Genomic DNA, 16556 nt, shown 5'->3' on the forward strand with positions numbered 1-16556 from the left:
CTATGAAATCCACTACACTTAAGGACTGTTCAAACTTGCTGTCTTTGACTAAGTTTCTCCCTTAGCTTATCAATACGTTCTTGCAGCTCTTGTTTTTGGAAAACCGCTTGAATAAACGTGCCCTTGCCGACGATATTCTCGTCTGTCTCTGCAATAACTTCGCAGATGAGTCTCTTCGGAGTCAATTCAATACAGGTTGCACGAATGCGTACTTCTTGCCCGACAACAGCAGGTCCAAAGTGCTTCACATCCATTCCAAGTCCTGCTCCTTCTTCACTGTCCTCAAGCAGTGGAAGTAGCACTTCACGACCTGCTAGCTCCATGTAGTACATCATCGATACAGTTGACATCACATCATGGATTACTTGCCCGTAAAAAACAGGCCGCATGTCCTCGGTGACAGTCACTGTAAGCAATGCGGATAAACCGGATTCCGGTGGTTGTTTCATTGTTGTCCCCTATTTATGAGTGGGAAAAGTGAAGCGGAAGGGAAAAATAGCAACTGGAGGAGCGTAGCGTTTGCCTTTGAAATCGTGAAAATACCATAAATCCAATTCAAAATTCACGATTGAGACAGCAACCGGAAGTGCTTTTTTTCACTGTAGCGATCGCTTTTTCCACTCATAACCTTTCTATTATTGTGGCAATCCCCTGACCGACGCCGATGCACATGGTCGCTAGACCGTAGCGGGCTTCGCGGCGCTCCATCTCGTAGAGCAGCGTTGTCATGATCCGTGCACCACTGCATCCTAGTGGATGACCGAGTGCAATCGATCCTCCGTTCACATTGACACGTGTTGTATCAATCTTGAGTTCGCGGATGCATGCAAGTGCTTGTGCGGCGAATGCTTCGTTCAGCTCCACGAGATCAATCTGATCGATCTGAAGTCCCGCTTGATTCAGCGCCTTACGCGTGGCAAGTACAGGACCCATACCCATAATCGATGGGTCAACACCAGCTACTGCAGATGCTACAACCCGTGCTTTTGGCATGAGTCCAAGATGACTTGCCATCTCGTCTGACATCATCAGTAGTGCGGAAGCCCCATCGTTCACACCAGAAGCATTACCTGCTGTAACACTTCCGCCTTGACGGAAGGCTGGCTTTAGCTTCGCAAGCTGTTCCATCGACGTATCAGACCTTGGGTGCTCATCCTCTTGAACAAGCGTCACATCTCCCTTGCGACCGACAATTTCTACGGGCACGATCTCACGAGCAAATTTTCCTTCTGCCTTTGCTTGTGCATACTTTTGCTGACTCTGCCATGCGAAAGAATCTTGATCTTCCCGGCTTACCTGATACTGCTCAGCGACATTCTCCGCTGTCTCTCCCATGCTGTATGGATAGTACATATCTGCAAGCTTCGGGTTCGTGAATCGCCAACCAATCGTCGTATCGACGAGTTGCTGATTTCCACGACCGAATGCACCTTCCGACTTCAGCATGACAAGCGGTGCTCGCGTCATACTCTCCGTACCGCCTGCTATATACACATCTCCATTGCCTGCCGCAATCGCATTCGCGCATTGATTAATCGCTTCGAGTCCTGAGCCACATAAGCGATTCACAGTTACTCCGGGCACTGAAACCGGAAGTCCTGCAAGCAAGAGTGACATTCGGGCTACATCTCGATTATCCTCACCCGCTTGATTCGCACAACCGAACATGACGTCATCGATAAAGGCAGGATCAATCGGGTTACGTTCCATCAATTGACGAATCACAATACTTCCAAGATCATCGGGACGAATATCACTGAGTACACCTCCATACCGACCGATCGGCGTTCTTACAGCATCTACGATTACAGGTGTTCTCACGCTTCATCCCCCTTATATACCGGTTCATATGAATAGAAACCTTGCCCGCTTCCTCTGCCTATGCGCCCTGCTAATACCATCTTACGCAGCAGTGGGGCTGGGCGATAACGTTCCTCTGCTAAATCACGATGCAAGCCTTGAATCACCGCAAGCACCTCGTCTAGACCGATTCGATCTGCCCATTCTAATGGACCATACGGATAATTCGTGCCATTCTTCATCGCGAGATCAATATCTGATATGGTTGCTGTTCCTTCCATCACTGTAAACACGGCTTCATTAATAATGAGCGACAATACTCTTGGAAAGACGAGCCCAACTTCGTCCTGCACGACAGCGACATTTTTACCAATCGTGTGGAAAAAGTTCGCCGCAAGCTCTACCCAACAAGAGTCGGTCTGTAAGGCTGGAGCGATCTCAATTAACTGTCTTTCATGTAAAGGTATAAACGAACCGAATCCACAGATACGACCTGCATGTTTCACCCATGACGCGGCTTCGGTTGCCGATACAGCCATGGATGTTGTAAGAATTGGAATGTCTGGATCAAGGAGGTGGTCTAGATGCTGGAGAGTCGTCTTTTTCAAAGATAAATCTGAATTGGTGACTTCAATCGCGAGTAAGATCGCTTGTGGAGATTGTTCGTAGGTGTGTGGCGTGATGATATCGTAATGCTTACTTTCAAGAAGCTGCTGTAGTTCAACATGGAGTGGTCCTTGCCCTGCAAGCAAGATTACGTTAGGAGTTGTAGCCATAATACCCCTCCCCGCTCTTCCGGCCTAAAGTGCCAGCTTGCACCATGCGTTGTTGGATGCGACTTGGCTTGAATCGCCCTTCTTGGAAAAAGCTGTTGTAGACAGATTCAGTTACTGCAAAGCTTATATCAATCCCAATTAAATCTTGGAGGGCGAATGGTCCCATCTTAAACCCACCTGCTTGAGTCAAAATATCATCAATCTGTTCGACCGTCGCCACATGGTCCCCAAGAATCCGAAGAGATTCGTTATAGAAGGGACGTGCGATGCGATTCACAATAAACCCTGGTGTGTCATTCGCATAAACGGCTATTTTACCAAGCGATTCGGCTAGTTGATATACCCGCTCGGCCTGCTCCGTTCCTGTCTGTTTACCTCGGATTACTTCTACAAGCGGCATTACGGGGGCTGGATTGAAGAAATGCATACCCGCTATCCGCTCAGGATGAGCTAATCCCCCAGCAATAGCTGTAATCGACAAGGAGGATGTATTAGATAAAAGCAGCGCATCTGACCTGCAAATATCCGTTAATGTTGTGAAAATGGACTTCTTCAGCTCGATTCGCTCCGACACCGCTTCAATGACGATATCGCAATTGGCAAGTACCGGCATTTCTTGTGAAAAAATAAAGCGACTCAGCGTTTCCGCTTTGTCCTGCTCTGTGATTCTGCCCTTTGCCAACTGGCTAGCGAGTGTCTTTTCTAAATAAGATTGTGCTGTGTGCAAGACATCTATATTCGTATCAATTAACTTGACCTGATGCCCCTTGCTTGCGCAGACAAATGCAATCCCTGCTCCCATCGTACCAGCACCGATAACGCCAATGATTTGCGGAGTCACAATCGCTCCTCCTTCATTATTTCCCTTTAAACTCAGGGGCTCTTTTTTCAATAAAGGCTGTTGTACCTTCTTTAAAATCTTCCGTATGCCCCGCAATGGCTTGGGAGTAAGCCTCATATTCGAGCGTGTCTTCAAGTGTCATATGAAGTCCCTTATACATAGCACGCTTGATCAACCCAATCGCTTTCGTTGGAAGTGCCGCTAATTTATTGGCATATGCAGTGACCGCTTCGTCAAATTCAGCGTGTGGAATAACCTGATTAACCATTCCAATTCGAAGTGCCTCATCTGCGGATATACGTTCACCAGACATTGCTAGCTCAAGTGCTTTCCCAATCCCCACGATTCGAGGTAAGTAATAGCACCCGCCAGAGTCTGGCACAAGACCAATGTTTACGAATGCATTCGCAAGCACCGCTTTATCCGACACAAGACGAATATCACATGCAAGTGCTAAGCTCATACCCGCTCCTGCTGCAACCCCATTGACTGCCGCAATGATCGGCTTTTCCGTCTGATGCATCTGCATGACCATTGGATTGTAGCTCGTGCGAATCACACCACCAAAGTCAATATCATGCCCGCCATATTCGGTTAAATCTTGACCTGCATTGAACGCTTTACCTGAGCCAGTTAGGACGATACAGCGCACAGCCGAATCTTTACCTGCTGCTTTGAACGCTTCGGTAATTTCTAGCAACATCTTTTGTGTAAAAGCATTGAATTTATCTGGGCGATTGAGCGTAATTCGAGCTACTCCACCTGTTACTTCATACAAAATCGTCTCATACATGGTTCGGCTACTCCTATCGTCCCGTAAAATTAGGCTTACGCTTGTTCATGAATGCCTGCATGCCTTCGGTCTGGTCTTCACTTGCAAACAATAAGTAGAAACAATTGCGCTCGTAAGCAATCCCTTCATCGAGGCCATGGCCAACTGCTTTGTGAACAGCTTTCTTGATCATCTGTACGGCAATCGGAGGCTGACTCGCAATCTGCCTTGCAAGCTTCAACGCTTCGTCCAAATATACTTCAATTGGCACTACGCGATTGATCAAGCCATAACGTAGCGCTTCACTTGCTGTAATCGGCTCACCTGTGAGCAGCATCTCCATCGCTTTGACTTTCCCAACGGCATGCGCCAGTCGCTGCGTTCCTCCAGCACCAGGCATCACACCAAGCTTAATCTCAGGTTGACCGATCTTCGTCGACTCTGACGCAATGACCATATCACAGCTCATCATCAGTTCACATCCACCGCCGAGGACGAATCCACTGACCGCAGCAATGATCGGTTTCGATACATGAGCAATTCGATCCCATACAGCGAACTGATCTTTAAGCAACATCTGGATCGCCGTTTCATTTGCCATCTCCCCAATATCTGCCCCTGCTGCGAATGCCCGCTCATTACCTGTAATGACGAAGACCCGAACGGATTCATCTCGATCCATCTTCTCTAAAGCATTCACAAGTTCCTCAATCAGCTCTGTATTCAGTGCGTTTAGCACCTTCGGTCGATTGAGTGTGATAAGTCCGACACCTTGATCGATTGTCACCAAAATATGCGTATACGTCATCACTTCACCCCGCTTACTTTGTTCGAACGTCTTCCAATTGATTCACTTATCGTAGACAAGCTACTCGCCTCGGAATATCGGCTTTCGCTTCTCACGGAATGCTTCTAACGCTTCAATACGGTCTTGAGTTGGAATGATAACTTCATAAGCTTTCGCTTCCAAATCCAGCCCTGTCTGCATATCCACACTATATCCGCGATCTACCGCATATTTTGCCTGATACACCGCCAGTGGCGCATTTGCCAAGATTTCTGATGCCAATTGCTGATACAGCTCCATCAGATGCTCCTGATCCTCCGCTACACCTTGCAGCAGTCCACATCCGAGTGCTTCTTCCACATCAACTCTGCGAGCAGTCAGAATCCATTCCTTCGCCTTAGCAATCCCGATCAACCTCGGAAGACGCTGCGTGCCACCTGCACCCGGAATAATGCCTAGACTAACTTCAGTGAGTCCAAGCTTCGCCCCTCGCACTGCATAACGAAAATCACAGGAAAGTGTAAGCTCAAGCCCCCCGCCAAACGCATGACCGTTCATCGCAGCTATCGTCGGTTGTGGCAATCGTTCGAGAAGCGTACACACCTCACGAATCTTGTTCACATTCCGCCGAACTTGCTGTTCGTTTAGCGTACGACGTTCTTTCAAATCTGCCCCTGCGCTGAAAGCCTTGCCCGATGCTGTCAGAATCACAACGCGCGTTTCTTTGACATCTAGACGCAGCTCCTCGATCTTTTCGCCCAATTGAACCAAAGTCTCGTAATTAAGTGCATTCAGATCATCAGGACGATTTAATCGCAGGATCGCGATATAACCTTGCTTCTCTAAACCAACAGATTCACTCAACATCGAATAGCTCCTCTGCAATTTGTGAATGATCGAACGTTAGATCTCTTATTTTTTCTGAAAATGTTCGGGATTAACCCGTGCATACGTGCCTAACGCAATCGCAACGAGCTTCCCGTCACTTGTCGTTACACGCGCTTCCATGACGATGATTCGACCTCTTTTTAACACTTTGGACTGCGCAATCAACATATCACCATTTGCAGGTGCGAGATAATTCATTTTGCATTCCACGGTCACACACTGCTGTACCCCGTTAATAGGAGGCGCTGCACCATGTCCCATGGCTACATCCGCAAGTGAAGACGTCACACCTCCATGTACCACAGTACCGAGGGAGTTGAAGTGCTCAGGGCGTATTTTCAGAATGGCTGTACAGCCTTCTTCATCTATATGCTGAATTTCAATACCTAAATAACGATTAAAATGATTGATGCTCTTCTGTTCCTGCTCCATGAAACTTGTGTCACCTCTCTACTGAAGAAAGCGCTTACTATAATGCGATTAGACAACCTCAACAAAGTACATGCTCACAAGCTTGCCTGCGAATCCACGCAAATCTTTTCCTGCAGCACGACCTTCTGGAGATGATAAGGCATTAGTCAACGCTTCTTGATTGTCAAAATACATCTCTGCGATCAAGTGCAAGTCACTTTCACCCATTGGCGTTCCATACACACGACCTACTTCAAGCTTAATGAGTCCCGGCATACTCGCTGCAAGCGGGCTGTGCACCTCTTCATAATGATTATCGAATGCTTCAACATCCTCCGGCATCTTATAAATCGCGACCAATTTGACCATTCTTGCACCCCTTTTTCAAGTTAAAATTCATAAATATTCATTAAATCGTATAACAAAATATCAATATAACGTGAAAATAACGTATGAAGTAATTTTAGTATAAAATGATTTCCAGTATCAGTCAATACAGGGGTGATATTAAAAAAGCGTCATATCCTAGAAAGGACAGACGCTATTTCTTCAAATCTCTTACATCTTAGAACCAACGGGAGGTAACCATTTTTTTGCGGGTATAGAACATAACACCATCCGTCCCGTTCACACCTAAATCACCGTAAAAAGAATCCTTGTGCCCCGCAAACGTAAACATCGCCATCGGAGCTGGTACGTTAACATTAATGCCGATCATTCCTGCATCAATATTTTCACGGAAGTGCCTCATATGTTCACCAGAGGAGGTATAGATGATTGCTCCGTTCGCGAACTTGGATTGATTGGTGAGCGTAATACCTTCATCCAAATCTTTAATTCGCACAATGCTTAGGACTGGTGCAAAAATTTCTTCCTGCCATATTTTCATATCCATCGTCACATGGTCGAATATCGTTGCTCCAAGATAATACCCGTTCGGATCGTCTGTCTCCGCATTCCTGCCATCTAGCAGCAAATCTGCTTGTTCTACGACCCCACTTTCAATCAAGCGAATGACACGCTGTCTATGCGTATCCCGAATCAGAGGGGCTACGAATGCGGTTGGATCAAGCCCGCTGCCAACTTTCAATTGCTGTGATTCCGACACGAGAAGTTCAATGAAGCGATCCGCAATTTCATCGACGACTGCCACAACTGATGTTGCCATACAGCGCTCTCCAGCACTCGCGAAAGCAGCTAGAATAATCCCCTGAACGGTCTTCTCTAAGTTGCAATCCGGCATTACAATAGCATGATTCTTCGCTCCAGCGAGCGCTTGCACTCTCTTCCCATTTCCCGTACCTGTTCGATATACATATTCCGCAACGGGCTGCGAACCGACGAACGATACCGCTTTGATGGTCGGATGTTCCAGAATCCCATTCACCACATCATGCGCTCCATGCACCATATTCAGTACACCCGACGGCAATCCCGCTTCCACCATCAGCTGCACCAAGCGTTCAGCAAGTAACGGCGTGCGTTCCGAAGGTTTGAGCACGAACGTATTGCCGCAAGCAATCGCCATCGGGAACAGCCATAACGGTACCATCATGGGAAAATTAAACGGGGTAATCCCTGCAACAACCCCAAGCGGATACCGATACACCGAACCTTCAATACCCGTCGCAATCTCAGGTAATGTCTGCCCCATCATGAGTGCCGGAGTTGCAGTCGCTGCTTCAACCGTCTCAATCCCACGCTGCACTTCACCTAGCGAATCCTTGAGATTTTTCCCATGTTCCATGACGATTAAGTGTGCAAGCTCTTCTGTATGTTGATTGAGCAGATGGATGAATGAATACAAGATCCGTGTTCGATTCGGAACAGGTGTCTTGCTCCACGAGACAAATGCCCTCTCAGCTGCTTCGACCGCCAAGTTCAACTCATCCTTAGTCGATAACGGTACTTCTGCGATCACTTCACCTGTCGCCGGGTTGTACACCGGATCACACTTACCTGAATTAGATATAACCCATTGCCCATCGATAAAATTGTTAAGCCTCTCCCTCGTCCCAACTGTCATCGGATTAATCCCTCCTGACTTCATTCTAGCGATCTATACTTCGTCTTGATTCGATTTCTCTACACGATCTCTTTGGAATTGCTTTATAAGCAAATTCGATAAGTAAGTACGTGCTTCTGCCGTTAAAATTTGCAGTTTGATCAAGTTATCCGATTCATCTGGAGGCATCAATTCAAGTAGCATACCGCTTAAATCCTCCTGCACACCCGTGATTCGATATTTATCAGCGAGATAATGATCAATCTGCCGTTTCTCTTCTAATACTTCATGAAAGAATGACACTGCTCATCCCTCCTATTTCACGTTATACGGTTTTCTTTTGACAAAACGACCCGAACCAACTGTACCGACAAACTGTTTATTCCGCACAATAAATTCACCACGCGACAGCACCGAGACAGGTTCTCCCGTCACTTTCATACCTTCAAACGCACTATAATCCACATTCATATGATGTGTCTCAGCGGATAAGACGCGCTCTACATTCGGATCGAAGATGACGAGATCAGCGTCACTACCTACAGCAATCGTTCCTTTTTGCGGGAAGAGACCGAACAACTTGCTACTTCGAGTGGACACCAGATCGACGAATTGATGAATCGAGATCCGATCTTTCAACACCCCTTCGGAAAATAACAAACTAAAACGATCCTCAATAATCGGACCACCGTTCGGAATTTTACTAAAGTCACCACGACCGAGCTCTTTTTGCCCATTAAAATTAAATGAACATTGATCTGAACCAACTGTTTGCAACTGTCCGTTCTTCAGGGCATTCCACAATACTTCTTGATGCCAAGCTTCGCGAAGTGGTGGTGACCATACATATTTCGCTCCTTCAAATTCCGGACGCTCCAAGTAGGATTGATCGAGTACCAAGTACTGCGGGCATGTTTCGCCCCATATCTCAAGTCCTTGATTGCGGGCTTCTGCAATTTGCTGTACTGCTTCTGCACAAGTGACATGCACAACGTATAGACGCGAATTTGCAAGTCCAGTCAGCCTTGCAGCCCGACCTGTGGCTTCGCCTTCCAATTCAGAAGGTCTTGTTAGCGCATGATAGATTGGGTCTGTCTGACCGTTCTTTAGCGCCTCTTGAACGAGATAATCGATCACATCACCATTCTCGGCATGCACCATAACGAGTGCACCGAGTTCTTTGGCTTGCAGCAAAGTGCGGTACAACGTCCCATCATCGGCTTGCAGCACGTTTTTGTAAGCCATGAACACTTTGAAGGATGTTACACCTTCCTCTTTAATCACCTGTGGAAGTTCACTTAACACTTGGTCGTTGATCTCTGAGATCATCAGGTGAAAGCCAAAGTCAATAACTGCTTTGCCCTCTGCCTTTGCATGCCAAGTTTGAAGGGCATTGCGAAGTGGTTCACCTTTATTCGTCAAGCAAAAGTCGACGATCGTCGTCGTTCCACCAAATGCAGCTGCAATCGTGCCTGTTTCAAAATCGTCTGCCGTAATCGTCCCGCCAAATGGCATATCCAGATGCGTATGCGGATCTACACCGCCAGGGAACACATAACAACCGGATGCATCGACGATTTCAGCATCTGTATCCTCTAGATGAACACCAATCGCTTCTATTTTGCCATCGCGAATGCGAATGTCAGCTTGGTACTTATCTCTTGCTGTTACTATCGTTCCACCTCGAATAATTTTGATGGTCATTGGTATCGCCTCCTACAACTTAATCGTGTGTTCGATAAGTTTGGCCACTACGAAGAAAAAAGAACTTCCGATCACTCTCGAAATCATGAATTTTGAATTTATTATGTGGTATTTTCATGATTTCAAAGGCGAACGCTTCGCCTCTCCAGTTTCTTTCTTCTTCTACGTTAAACTTATCGATCACACCCTCACCCTTAATTGACTATCCGCTGCGCTAACTCCGCCAAGGCCTGCTGACGCTGGTTCCAAGACATAGGTGCATCGGCAGATGGAACTTCCACCATGTTAATGGCGCCTTCTACTGGACAGACGATCGAGCACAAGTTACAGCCGACACAATCTTCTTCATGCACTTGAAGATATGCTCTTCCGTTGCTATCAACTAATCGCTCAATACATTGATGTGCCGTATCTTCGCATGCAATGTGGCATTTGTTGCAGTTGATGCAAGTATCAGTGTTGATATTGGCGACAATCTTGTAGTTCAAATCCAGATCGCCCCAATTCGAGTATCGCTCTACAGAGCGACCCACGATATCCATGACTCTGGCGATGCCTTTATCATCCAGATAATCGTTCAATCCTTCGGTCATTTCCTCGACGATACGGAAGCCATGATGCATCGCTGCGGTACAAACCTGAACGCCCGATGCTCCCATTAGCATGAACTCCACTGCATCACGCCAAGTAGAGATACCACCAATTCCAGAGATCGGTACGCCAACCCTTGGATCACGAGCACACTCTGACAGCATATTGAGTGCAATCGGCTTCACGGCAGGGCCGCAATAACCACCATGTGCCCCTTTGCCACCAACATGTGGAATCGTGTTCCACGTATCAAGATCGACACCTGCTAATGAGTTGATCGTATTAATGAGGGAGATCGCATCCGCCCCACCTTGTACAGCAGCCCTTGCCGTAGTCGTAATATCCGTTATATTCGGCGTCAGCTTCACAATAACTGGCGTCGTCGCCACTTCCTTCACCCACATCGTCTGTGCTTCAACGAGATCAGGCTGCTGCCCTGAAGCAGCTCCCATCCCACGTTCAGCCATTCCATGCGGACAACCGAAGTTCAATTCAAGTCCATCAACACCAACAGCTTCCACCCTTTTCACAATCTCATGCCACTTACGCTGCTTCGGTTCCACCATTAAGGACACAACCACCGCATGATCGGGAAATCGCTTCTTCGTCTCGTATATTTCCTTTAAGTTCACTTCCAGTGGACGATCGGTTATGAGTTCAATATTGTTGAACCCTGCAACCCGTTGTCCGTTGAAGTGAACCGCTGCAAATCGTGAAGAAGTGTTAATAATCGGATCGCCTAACGTCTTCCAGACGGCGCCGCCCCAACCCGATTCAAATGCACGCTGCACTTGATAACCCGTATTTGTCGGAGGTGCTGAAGCAAGCCAGAATGGGTTAGGAGCTGTAATTCCTGCAAGATTAATACGTAGATCAGCCATGCCTATTCCTCCCCTATGAGCTGTTTGTAGATCGCACGAGCTGCCAACTTCCCTTGCTGGGATGCGGCCACTACCATCGCTTCACCTTGTCCATCGCCGAACACCACATCCCCTGCGGCATAGATGCGTGGATTCGATGTCTGATACGATCCCGCATCAATACGGACAACTCCACCTCGATGTTCAATTCCCATGGATTCGATAAGTGGCAAGTGACGCGTCTGCCCAATCGCTTTAACGACTGCATCTACTTCTATCACAAATTCAGAACCTTCAATGGCAACCGGACGTGGACGACCACCGCCCTCTACCTCCACTAAGCGCATACGCACGCATTCGAGCCCTACTACACGGTCCTCATCATTGCCAATGATCCGTTTCGGTGCTGTCAGCCAGCGGAACTCGACTCCATCTTGCTTCGCAAATTCATATTCGAAATCATAAGCCGTCATTTCCTCGCGAGTCCGACGGTATACCATTTTCACTTGCTTCGCTCCAAGTCGGACCGAACAAGTAGCCGCATCCACGGCCGTATTGCCTGCCCCAATGACCGCTACCCTCGCTCCATGTAAATCAACCGCTTCTCCCTGCTTGGTTGATTCTACAAACTCTATCGCATCATACACATCCGCCAGATCTTCACCCTCAATTCCAAGCATCGGCACACTGGACATCCCTACTGCAAGCATAATGGTATCGAACTTCGCTAACAGCTCATCCACCGAAATATCCACACCAACCTTTACGCCTGTACGAATTTCCACTCCTAGCTGCCGAACTTGATCCACTTCCCAGAGCGACACTTCCTGCGGCAATCGGAACGACACGATTCCATACGTATTTAATCCGCCAGCCATTGGCTTTGCCTCATAGATTGTAACTTTGAAACCGTATCTAGCAAGTTCACGTGCTGCCGCAAGTCCAGCTGGACCACCGCCGATGACCGCAACCTTCTTTCCATTGCGAGGTCCGGCAGTGAACAATTGCTGCTTATTGTGAATAGCCCAATCTGTGGCATAGCGCTGCAAGTCACCGATTCGAATCGGATTCGATGTGTCATTAAGTACACAGGCACCTTCACACAATTCGATAGTCGGACATACACGCGAGCAGCTAGCACCAAGTGCATTTGCATCCATAATGGCGCGTGCAGCTCCTTTGATGTTGTCAGTTGCAATTCGCTTGATGAAAGATGGAATGTTAATCCCTGTCGGGCAAGCATTAATACATGGTGCATCATAGCAATATAGACAGCGATTCGATTCCTCCTGTGCTTCTTTGGGCCGCATGCCAGGCTTGATCTCTGCAAAATTCCGTTTTAACTCATCCACTGAAATAAATACACGACTCATCACAAGCATCACCTTCTTTCGCGTTATCGCTAATCTCAGCGTGCTCATAAAGTTGGACCACTTCAGAGAAAAAAGCACTTCCGGTCGCTGTTGAAATCGTGAAAATTTTGATTAGATGAGGTGGTTATTTCACGATTTCAAAGGCGAACACTTCGTTCCTCCAGTGCTTCTTTCTCTTACGTTTTACTTTATGAGCACCCTTTCACAAATCCGTCATCGCACCATACGTCTCAGGACGTCGGTCTCGGTAAAACTGCCAGACATCCCGTACCTCATGAATCAGTTCCTTATCCATCACACCGATTACAACCTCCTTCTGGTCCCGACTGCCCATCGCCACCATATTGCCCCTTGGGTCAACGAGATAAGATTGACCATAGAACTCGCCCATATTCCAAGGTGCTTCGTAACCAACGCGATTAATTGCTGCCACATAGTATCCATTTGCCACGGCATGTGCAGGCTGTTCAAGCTTCCACAAGTACTCCGATGTCCCCGCCACCGTTGCCGAAGGATTGAACACGATCTCAGCCCCATTAAGTCCGAGCAATCTCGCCCCTTCTGGGAAATGCCGATCATAGCAAATGTAAACACCAACCCTCGCGAATGCTGTCTGGAACACAGGATAACCAACATTTCCTGGTCTAAAATAGTACTTCTCCCAAAACCCACATCCATTATTTCCTGCCGCCACTTGTGGGATATGGTGCTTCCGATATTTCCCTAAGTAACTCCCATCGGCATCAATCACCGCTGCTGTATTATAGTAAGAAGCAATTCCTTCTCTTTCATAGATTGGTAAAATAATGACGACACCCAGTTCACGCGCTAAATCTTGAAACAGCTTCGTCGTCGGGCCATTCGGAATTTCTTCGGCAGCGTCATACCACTTCGTCTTCTGCTCTGCACAGAAGTAGGGTCCATAGAACACTTCCTGCAAGCAAATGATTTGTGCCCCTTTACTTGCCGCCTCTTGCACAAGCTTCAGATGCTTCTCCACCGCTGCTCGCTTGTGCACCTCGACTGGTTCATCTCCATGCACCTCATGCGAAGCTTGAATAAGTCCAATCTTCACTTTATTCACTGGAATTCCCCCTTTGCAGCTTCGATGCCAGTTCTCGCACGGTGCGGTAGAGCAGCTCGGTTCCTAAACTAATATCTTCTGGCGCCGAATACTCCTGAGGATTGTGACTAATGCCTGCCCGAGAGTTCACGAAGATCATTCCATAGTCGCAATAATAGGACAGCACGAGCGCATCGTGGAATGGCCCACTCATCAGCTCAGGAGGTGTTACACCGAGTTCAGCAGCCTGCTCACGCATGATGTCTTGAATCCATCCCGCACAATAACGAGATTCACTGTTCGTATCTTCCCGTACGGTGTACGTCAGTCCATGCTCAGCAGCCGTATCCTCTAATAGATTCGCCAGCTTCACTTCCAGCCCATGACGACGATCCAAATCGATGTCTCGCAAATCAACAGTGAAGCTCACCTTCTCTGGAATAATGTTACGAGAATCAGGAAATACCGATAGAGAGCCAACCGTTCCCACCGTCGGTGCCCCCGGCTCACTTCGTGCAATTTCATTTAAGCCAATAATGACTTTCGCAGCGCCCATAAGCGCATCTTGACGTAAATTCATCGGAACTGAACCTGTATGCCCTGCAACACCTATCATCTCAACCGTCAACCATAGCGGGCCTGCTATCCCCGTCACAATGCCAATCTGTGCCCCTTTGGATTCAAGTACAGGTCCTTGCTCAATATGCAGCTCAAGGAACGTTCCAATACTTCCCTCTGGATATCTGGACTCCTCAAATCGCTCTGGATCACATCCGAAACTGATAAGCGCCTCTCTGCGCGAAACTCCCTGCTTATCTGTCCGCTCCAGCTCCCCCTCTTCCAAGCGCCCCATCATGCCCCTTGAACCGAACAATCCCTTATTAAACCGACATCCTTCTTCATCGCAAAAGGCGACCACTTCAATCGGCATCTCCGGTACGAACTTCGCTTCGATTAAAGTCTGGACAACTTCAAGCGCACCCAGAACACCAATCGACCCGTCGAATCTACCCCCATAAGGCTGCGAATCAATATGAGAACCAAGCATGAGAATAGGTAGAGTAGGATCTCGACCCTCCAGACGACCGATTAAATTTCCATAATCATCGACTCGTGCCGTAAGTCCGATCTCTTCCATCCAAGACTTCACAAGCTGAACACCTTCATAATCTTCCTTGGACAAAGCAAGCCTGCAGACGCCAGTCTCACCAATCCGCCCGATTTGTGATAAATCATGAATGCGTTTATGTAATCGCTCGCTTTGTATCGTTAAAGTTGAGGATTGTATCATCGTCATTAGCTCCTTTCCCTACAAGTTCGCAAACGCATTCTCAAGCGTACTAGCAATAAAATCAAGCTCTTCCTCTGACGTAACAAATGGAGGTGCAATCGTTAAGATGTTCGCATATCCCGGTACCGTATCCCCATTCTTACCGACAATGAGTCCTTGTTGCTTACAGCTTTGGAGTACTCGAAGCACTTTATCTGCCGATGCAGGCGTCTTAGATACCCGGTCTTCCACCATCTCTATTCCGCACATGAATCCGAAATAGCGGATCTCACCTACATTGGGGTGGGCTGCAACAATAGACAGTTTTTCACGAAGCTTCTCACCAAGCTCTGCTGCACGCGCAACGAGTCCCTCCCGCTCCAAGATGTTCATATTTTCAAGCGCAACGGCGCATGAAACAGGATTACCCCCGAATGTATTCACGTGCCTAAGGTGCGATGTAGCACCAGGTGCTTTGAAACTCTCATAAAAATCTGCACGGACAGCCGTCGCAGATAATGGCGCGTAAGCGCTGGTTAATCCTTTTGCCATCGTAACGATCTCTGGTTTCACATTATAATTCTGATGTCCGAATCGCTTGCCAGAGCGCCCTACCCCACAGATTACTTCATCCACGATCATTAGAACGCCGTACTTATCACAGATCGATCGAACCTTAGCAAGATACTCGTCCTGTGGGACAATGACACCGCCACCTGTAATAACAGGCTCTAGTATGACGGCTGCAACCGTCTCTGGACCTTCCGCAATAATCGTATCCTCATACGCTTTGGCACATTGCATGGCACAGGTATCATGTTTTTGCCCGAAAGGACAGCGATAGCAATACGGAGGTGGCACATGCACGAATCCTGTTCCAAGCGGTTCATATTTGATTTTTCTTGAAGACTGCCCTGTCGCACCTAACGCCCCCATGGAATTACCATGATAAGCACGATAGCGCGAAATAAATTTATAGCGTGTTCCTTCACCTTTTTGATGAAAATATTGCCTGACGATCTTAAATGCCACCTCATTTGCATCAGAACCTGAATTCGAAAAGAAAATCCGATACTCACCATCCAACCAATCACTAATCTTCTCAGCAAGCTGAATTCCGGGTTCGTGGGACTGAGACATCGGAGAATATGCAAGCGTTTTCATTTGCTGATAAGCCGCTTGCGCAATTTCTTCACGACCATGACCTACATTGACACACCACAAACCTGACATACCATCTAAGTAGCGATTTCCATCTACATCTGTGATCCAGCTGCCTTCACCTGAGGCGAATATCATCGGATTATCATTATGTGGAGACATGTGATGCCACACATATTTACGATCTTTTGCTAATAAGTCTTCCTTACTTCCTGCATCCTCAATCTGACTCAAGCTACATTACCCCTTCCCAC

The 16556-nt window shown here is 47.5% G+C and carries 17 protein-coding genes; all 17 read right to left on the reverse strand.

What is annotated here, in order from left to right:
• Positions 1 to 29 precede the first annotated feature (29 nt).
• Positions 30 to 449 carry a thioesterase family protein gene (locus tag NV379_RS04020; RefSeq protein ID WP_258205972.1) on the reverse strand — a complete coding sequence of 140 codons (420 nt, stop codon included), beginning with the start codon at positions 447 to 449 and terminating at the stop codon, positions 30 to 32.
• 172 nt (positions 450 to 621) lie between these two features.
• A complete protein-coding gene (gene pcaF, locus NV379_RS04025; RefSeq protein WP_258205973.1) occupies positions 622 to 1821 on the reverse strand; it encodes a 3-oxoadipyl-CoA thiolase in 1200 nt (399 codons plus the stop codon).
• A complete protein-coding gene (locus NV379_RS04030; RefSeq protein WP_258205974.1) occupies positions 1818 to 2576 on the reverse strand; it encodes a 3-hydroxyacyl-CoA dehydrogenase family protein in 759 nt (252 codons plus the stop codon). The genes pcaF and NV379_RS04030 overlap by 4 nt, the downstream gene beginning before the upstream one ends.
• Positions 2560 to 3417, reverse strand: coding sequence for a 3-hydroxyacyl-CoA dehydrogenase NAD-binding domain-containing protein (locus NV379_RS04035; RefSeq protein WP_258205975.1), 858 nt, complete (start codon positions 3415 to 3417; stop codon positions 2560 to 2562). The genes NV379_RS04030 and NV379_RS04035 overlap by 17 nt, the downstream gene beginning before the upstream one ends.
• Positions 3418 to 3433: 16 nt before the next feature.
• Complete coding sequence (locus NV379_RS04040) at positions 3434 to 4210, reverse strand: enoyl-CoA hydratase-related protein (RefSeq protein ID WP_258205976.1); 777 nt, start codon at positions 4208 to 4210, stop codon at positions 3434 to 3436.
• A 13-nt stretch (positions 4211 to 4223) separates the two neighbouring features.
• Positions 4224 to 4997, reverse strand: a complete 774-nt coding sequence (locus NV379_RS04045; RefSeq protein ID WP_258205977.1) for an enoyl-CoA hydratase-related protein — start codon at positions 4995 to 4997, stop codon at positions 4224 to 4226.
• Between the two features lie 60 nt (positions 4998 to 5057).
• Positions 5058 to 5843, reverse strand: a complete 786-nt coding sequence (locus NV379_RS04050) for an enoyl-CoA hydratase-related protein (protein WP_258205978.1) — start codon at positions 5841 to 5843, stop codon at positions 5058 to 5060.
• A 45-nt stretch (positions 5844 to 5888) separates the two neighbouring features.
• On the reverse strand, positions 5889 to 6296 hold the full coding sequence (locus tag NV379_RS04055) for a PaaI family thioesterase (RefSeq protein ID WP_258205979.1): 408 nt from the start codon (positions 6294 to 6296) through the stop codon (positions 5889 to 5891).
• A gap of 48 nt (positions 6297 to 6344) precedes the next feature.
• On the reverse strand, positions 6345 to 6644 hold the full coding sequence (locus NV379_RS04060) for an EthD family reductase (RefSeq protein ID WP_258205980.1): 300 nt from the start codon (positions 6642 to 6644) through the stop codon (positions 6345 to 6347).
• Between the two features lie 196 nt (positions 6645 to 6840).
• Positions 6841 to 8301 (reverse strand): CoA-acylating methylmalonate-semialdehyde dehydrogenase, encoded by a 1461-nt coding sequence (locus tag NV379_RS04065; RefSeq protein ID WP_258205981.1) that lies wholly within the window; start codon positions 8299 to 8301, stop codon positions 6841 to 6843.
• A 33-nt stretch (positions 8302 to 8334) separates the two neighbouring features.
• Entirely contained in the window at positions 8335 to 8583 is a 249-nt protein-coding gene (locus NV379_RS04070; RefSeq protein ID WP_258205982.1) for a hypothetical protein, read from the reverse strand.
• Between the two features lie 12 nt (positions 8584 to 8595).
• Positions 8596 to 9984, reverse strand: a complete 1389-nt coding sequence (gene hydA, locus NV379_RS04075; protein WP_258205983.1) for a dihydropyrimidinase — start codon at positions 9982 to 9984, stop codon at positions 8596 to 8598.
• Positions 9985 to 10178: 194 nt separating this feature from the next.
• The gene (gene preA, locus NV379_RS04080) at positions 10179 to 11456 is read right to left on the reverse strand and encodes an NAD-dependent dihydropyrimidine dehydrogenase subunit PreA (RefSeq protein WP_258205984.1); all 1278 of its coding nucleotides are present in this window, start codon (positions 11454 to 11456) and stop codon (positions 10179 to 10181) included.
• 2 nt (positions 11457 to 11458) lie between these two features.
• Positions 11459 to 12808: an NAD(P)-dependent oxidoreductase gene (locus tag NV379_RS04085; protein ID WP_373426070.1), complete on the reverse strand. Its 1350-nt coding sequence runs from the start codon at positions 12806 to 12808 to the stop codon at positions 11459 to 11461.
• Positions 12809 to 13010: 202 nt separating this feature from the next.
• Entirely contained in the window at positions 13011 to 13892 is an 882-nt protein-coding gene (locus NV379_RS04090; RefSeq protein WP_258205985.1) for a nitrilase-related carbon-nitrogen hydrolase, read from the reverse strand.
• Positions 13885 to 15162: a M20 family metallo-hydrolase gene (locus tag NV379_RS04095; RefSeq protein ID WP_258205986.1), complete on the reverse strand. Its 1278-nt coding sequence runs from the start codon at positions 15160 to 15162 to the stop codon at positions 13885 to 13887. The genes NV379_RS04090 and NV379_RS04095 overlap by 8 nt, the downstream gene beginning before the upstream one ends.
• A gap of 18 nt (positions 15163 to 15180) precedes the next feature.
• Positions 15181 to 16536, reverse strand: coding sequence for an aspartate aminotransferase family protein (locus NV379_RS04100; RefSeq protein WP_258205987.1), 1356 nt, complete (start codon positions 16534 to 16536; stop codon positions 15181 to 15183).
• Positions 16537 to 16556: the final 20 nt, after the last annotated feature.

The sequence above is a fragment of the Paenibacillus radicibacter genome (assembly GCF_024721995.1).
GTDB lineage: Bacteria > Bacillota > Bacilli > Paenibacillales > NBRC-103111 > Paenibacillus_AM > Paenibacillus_AM radicibacter.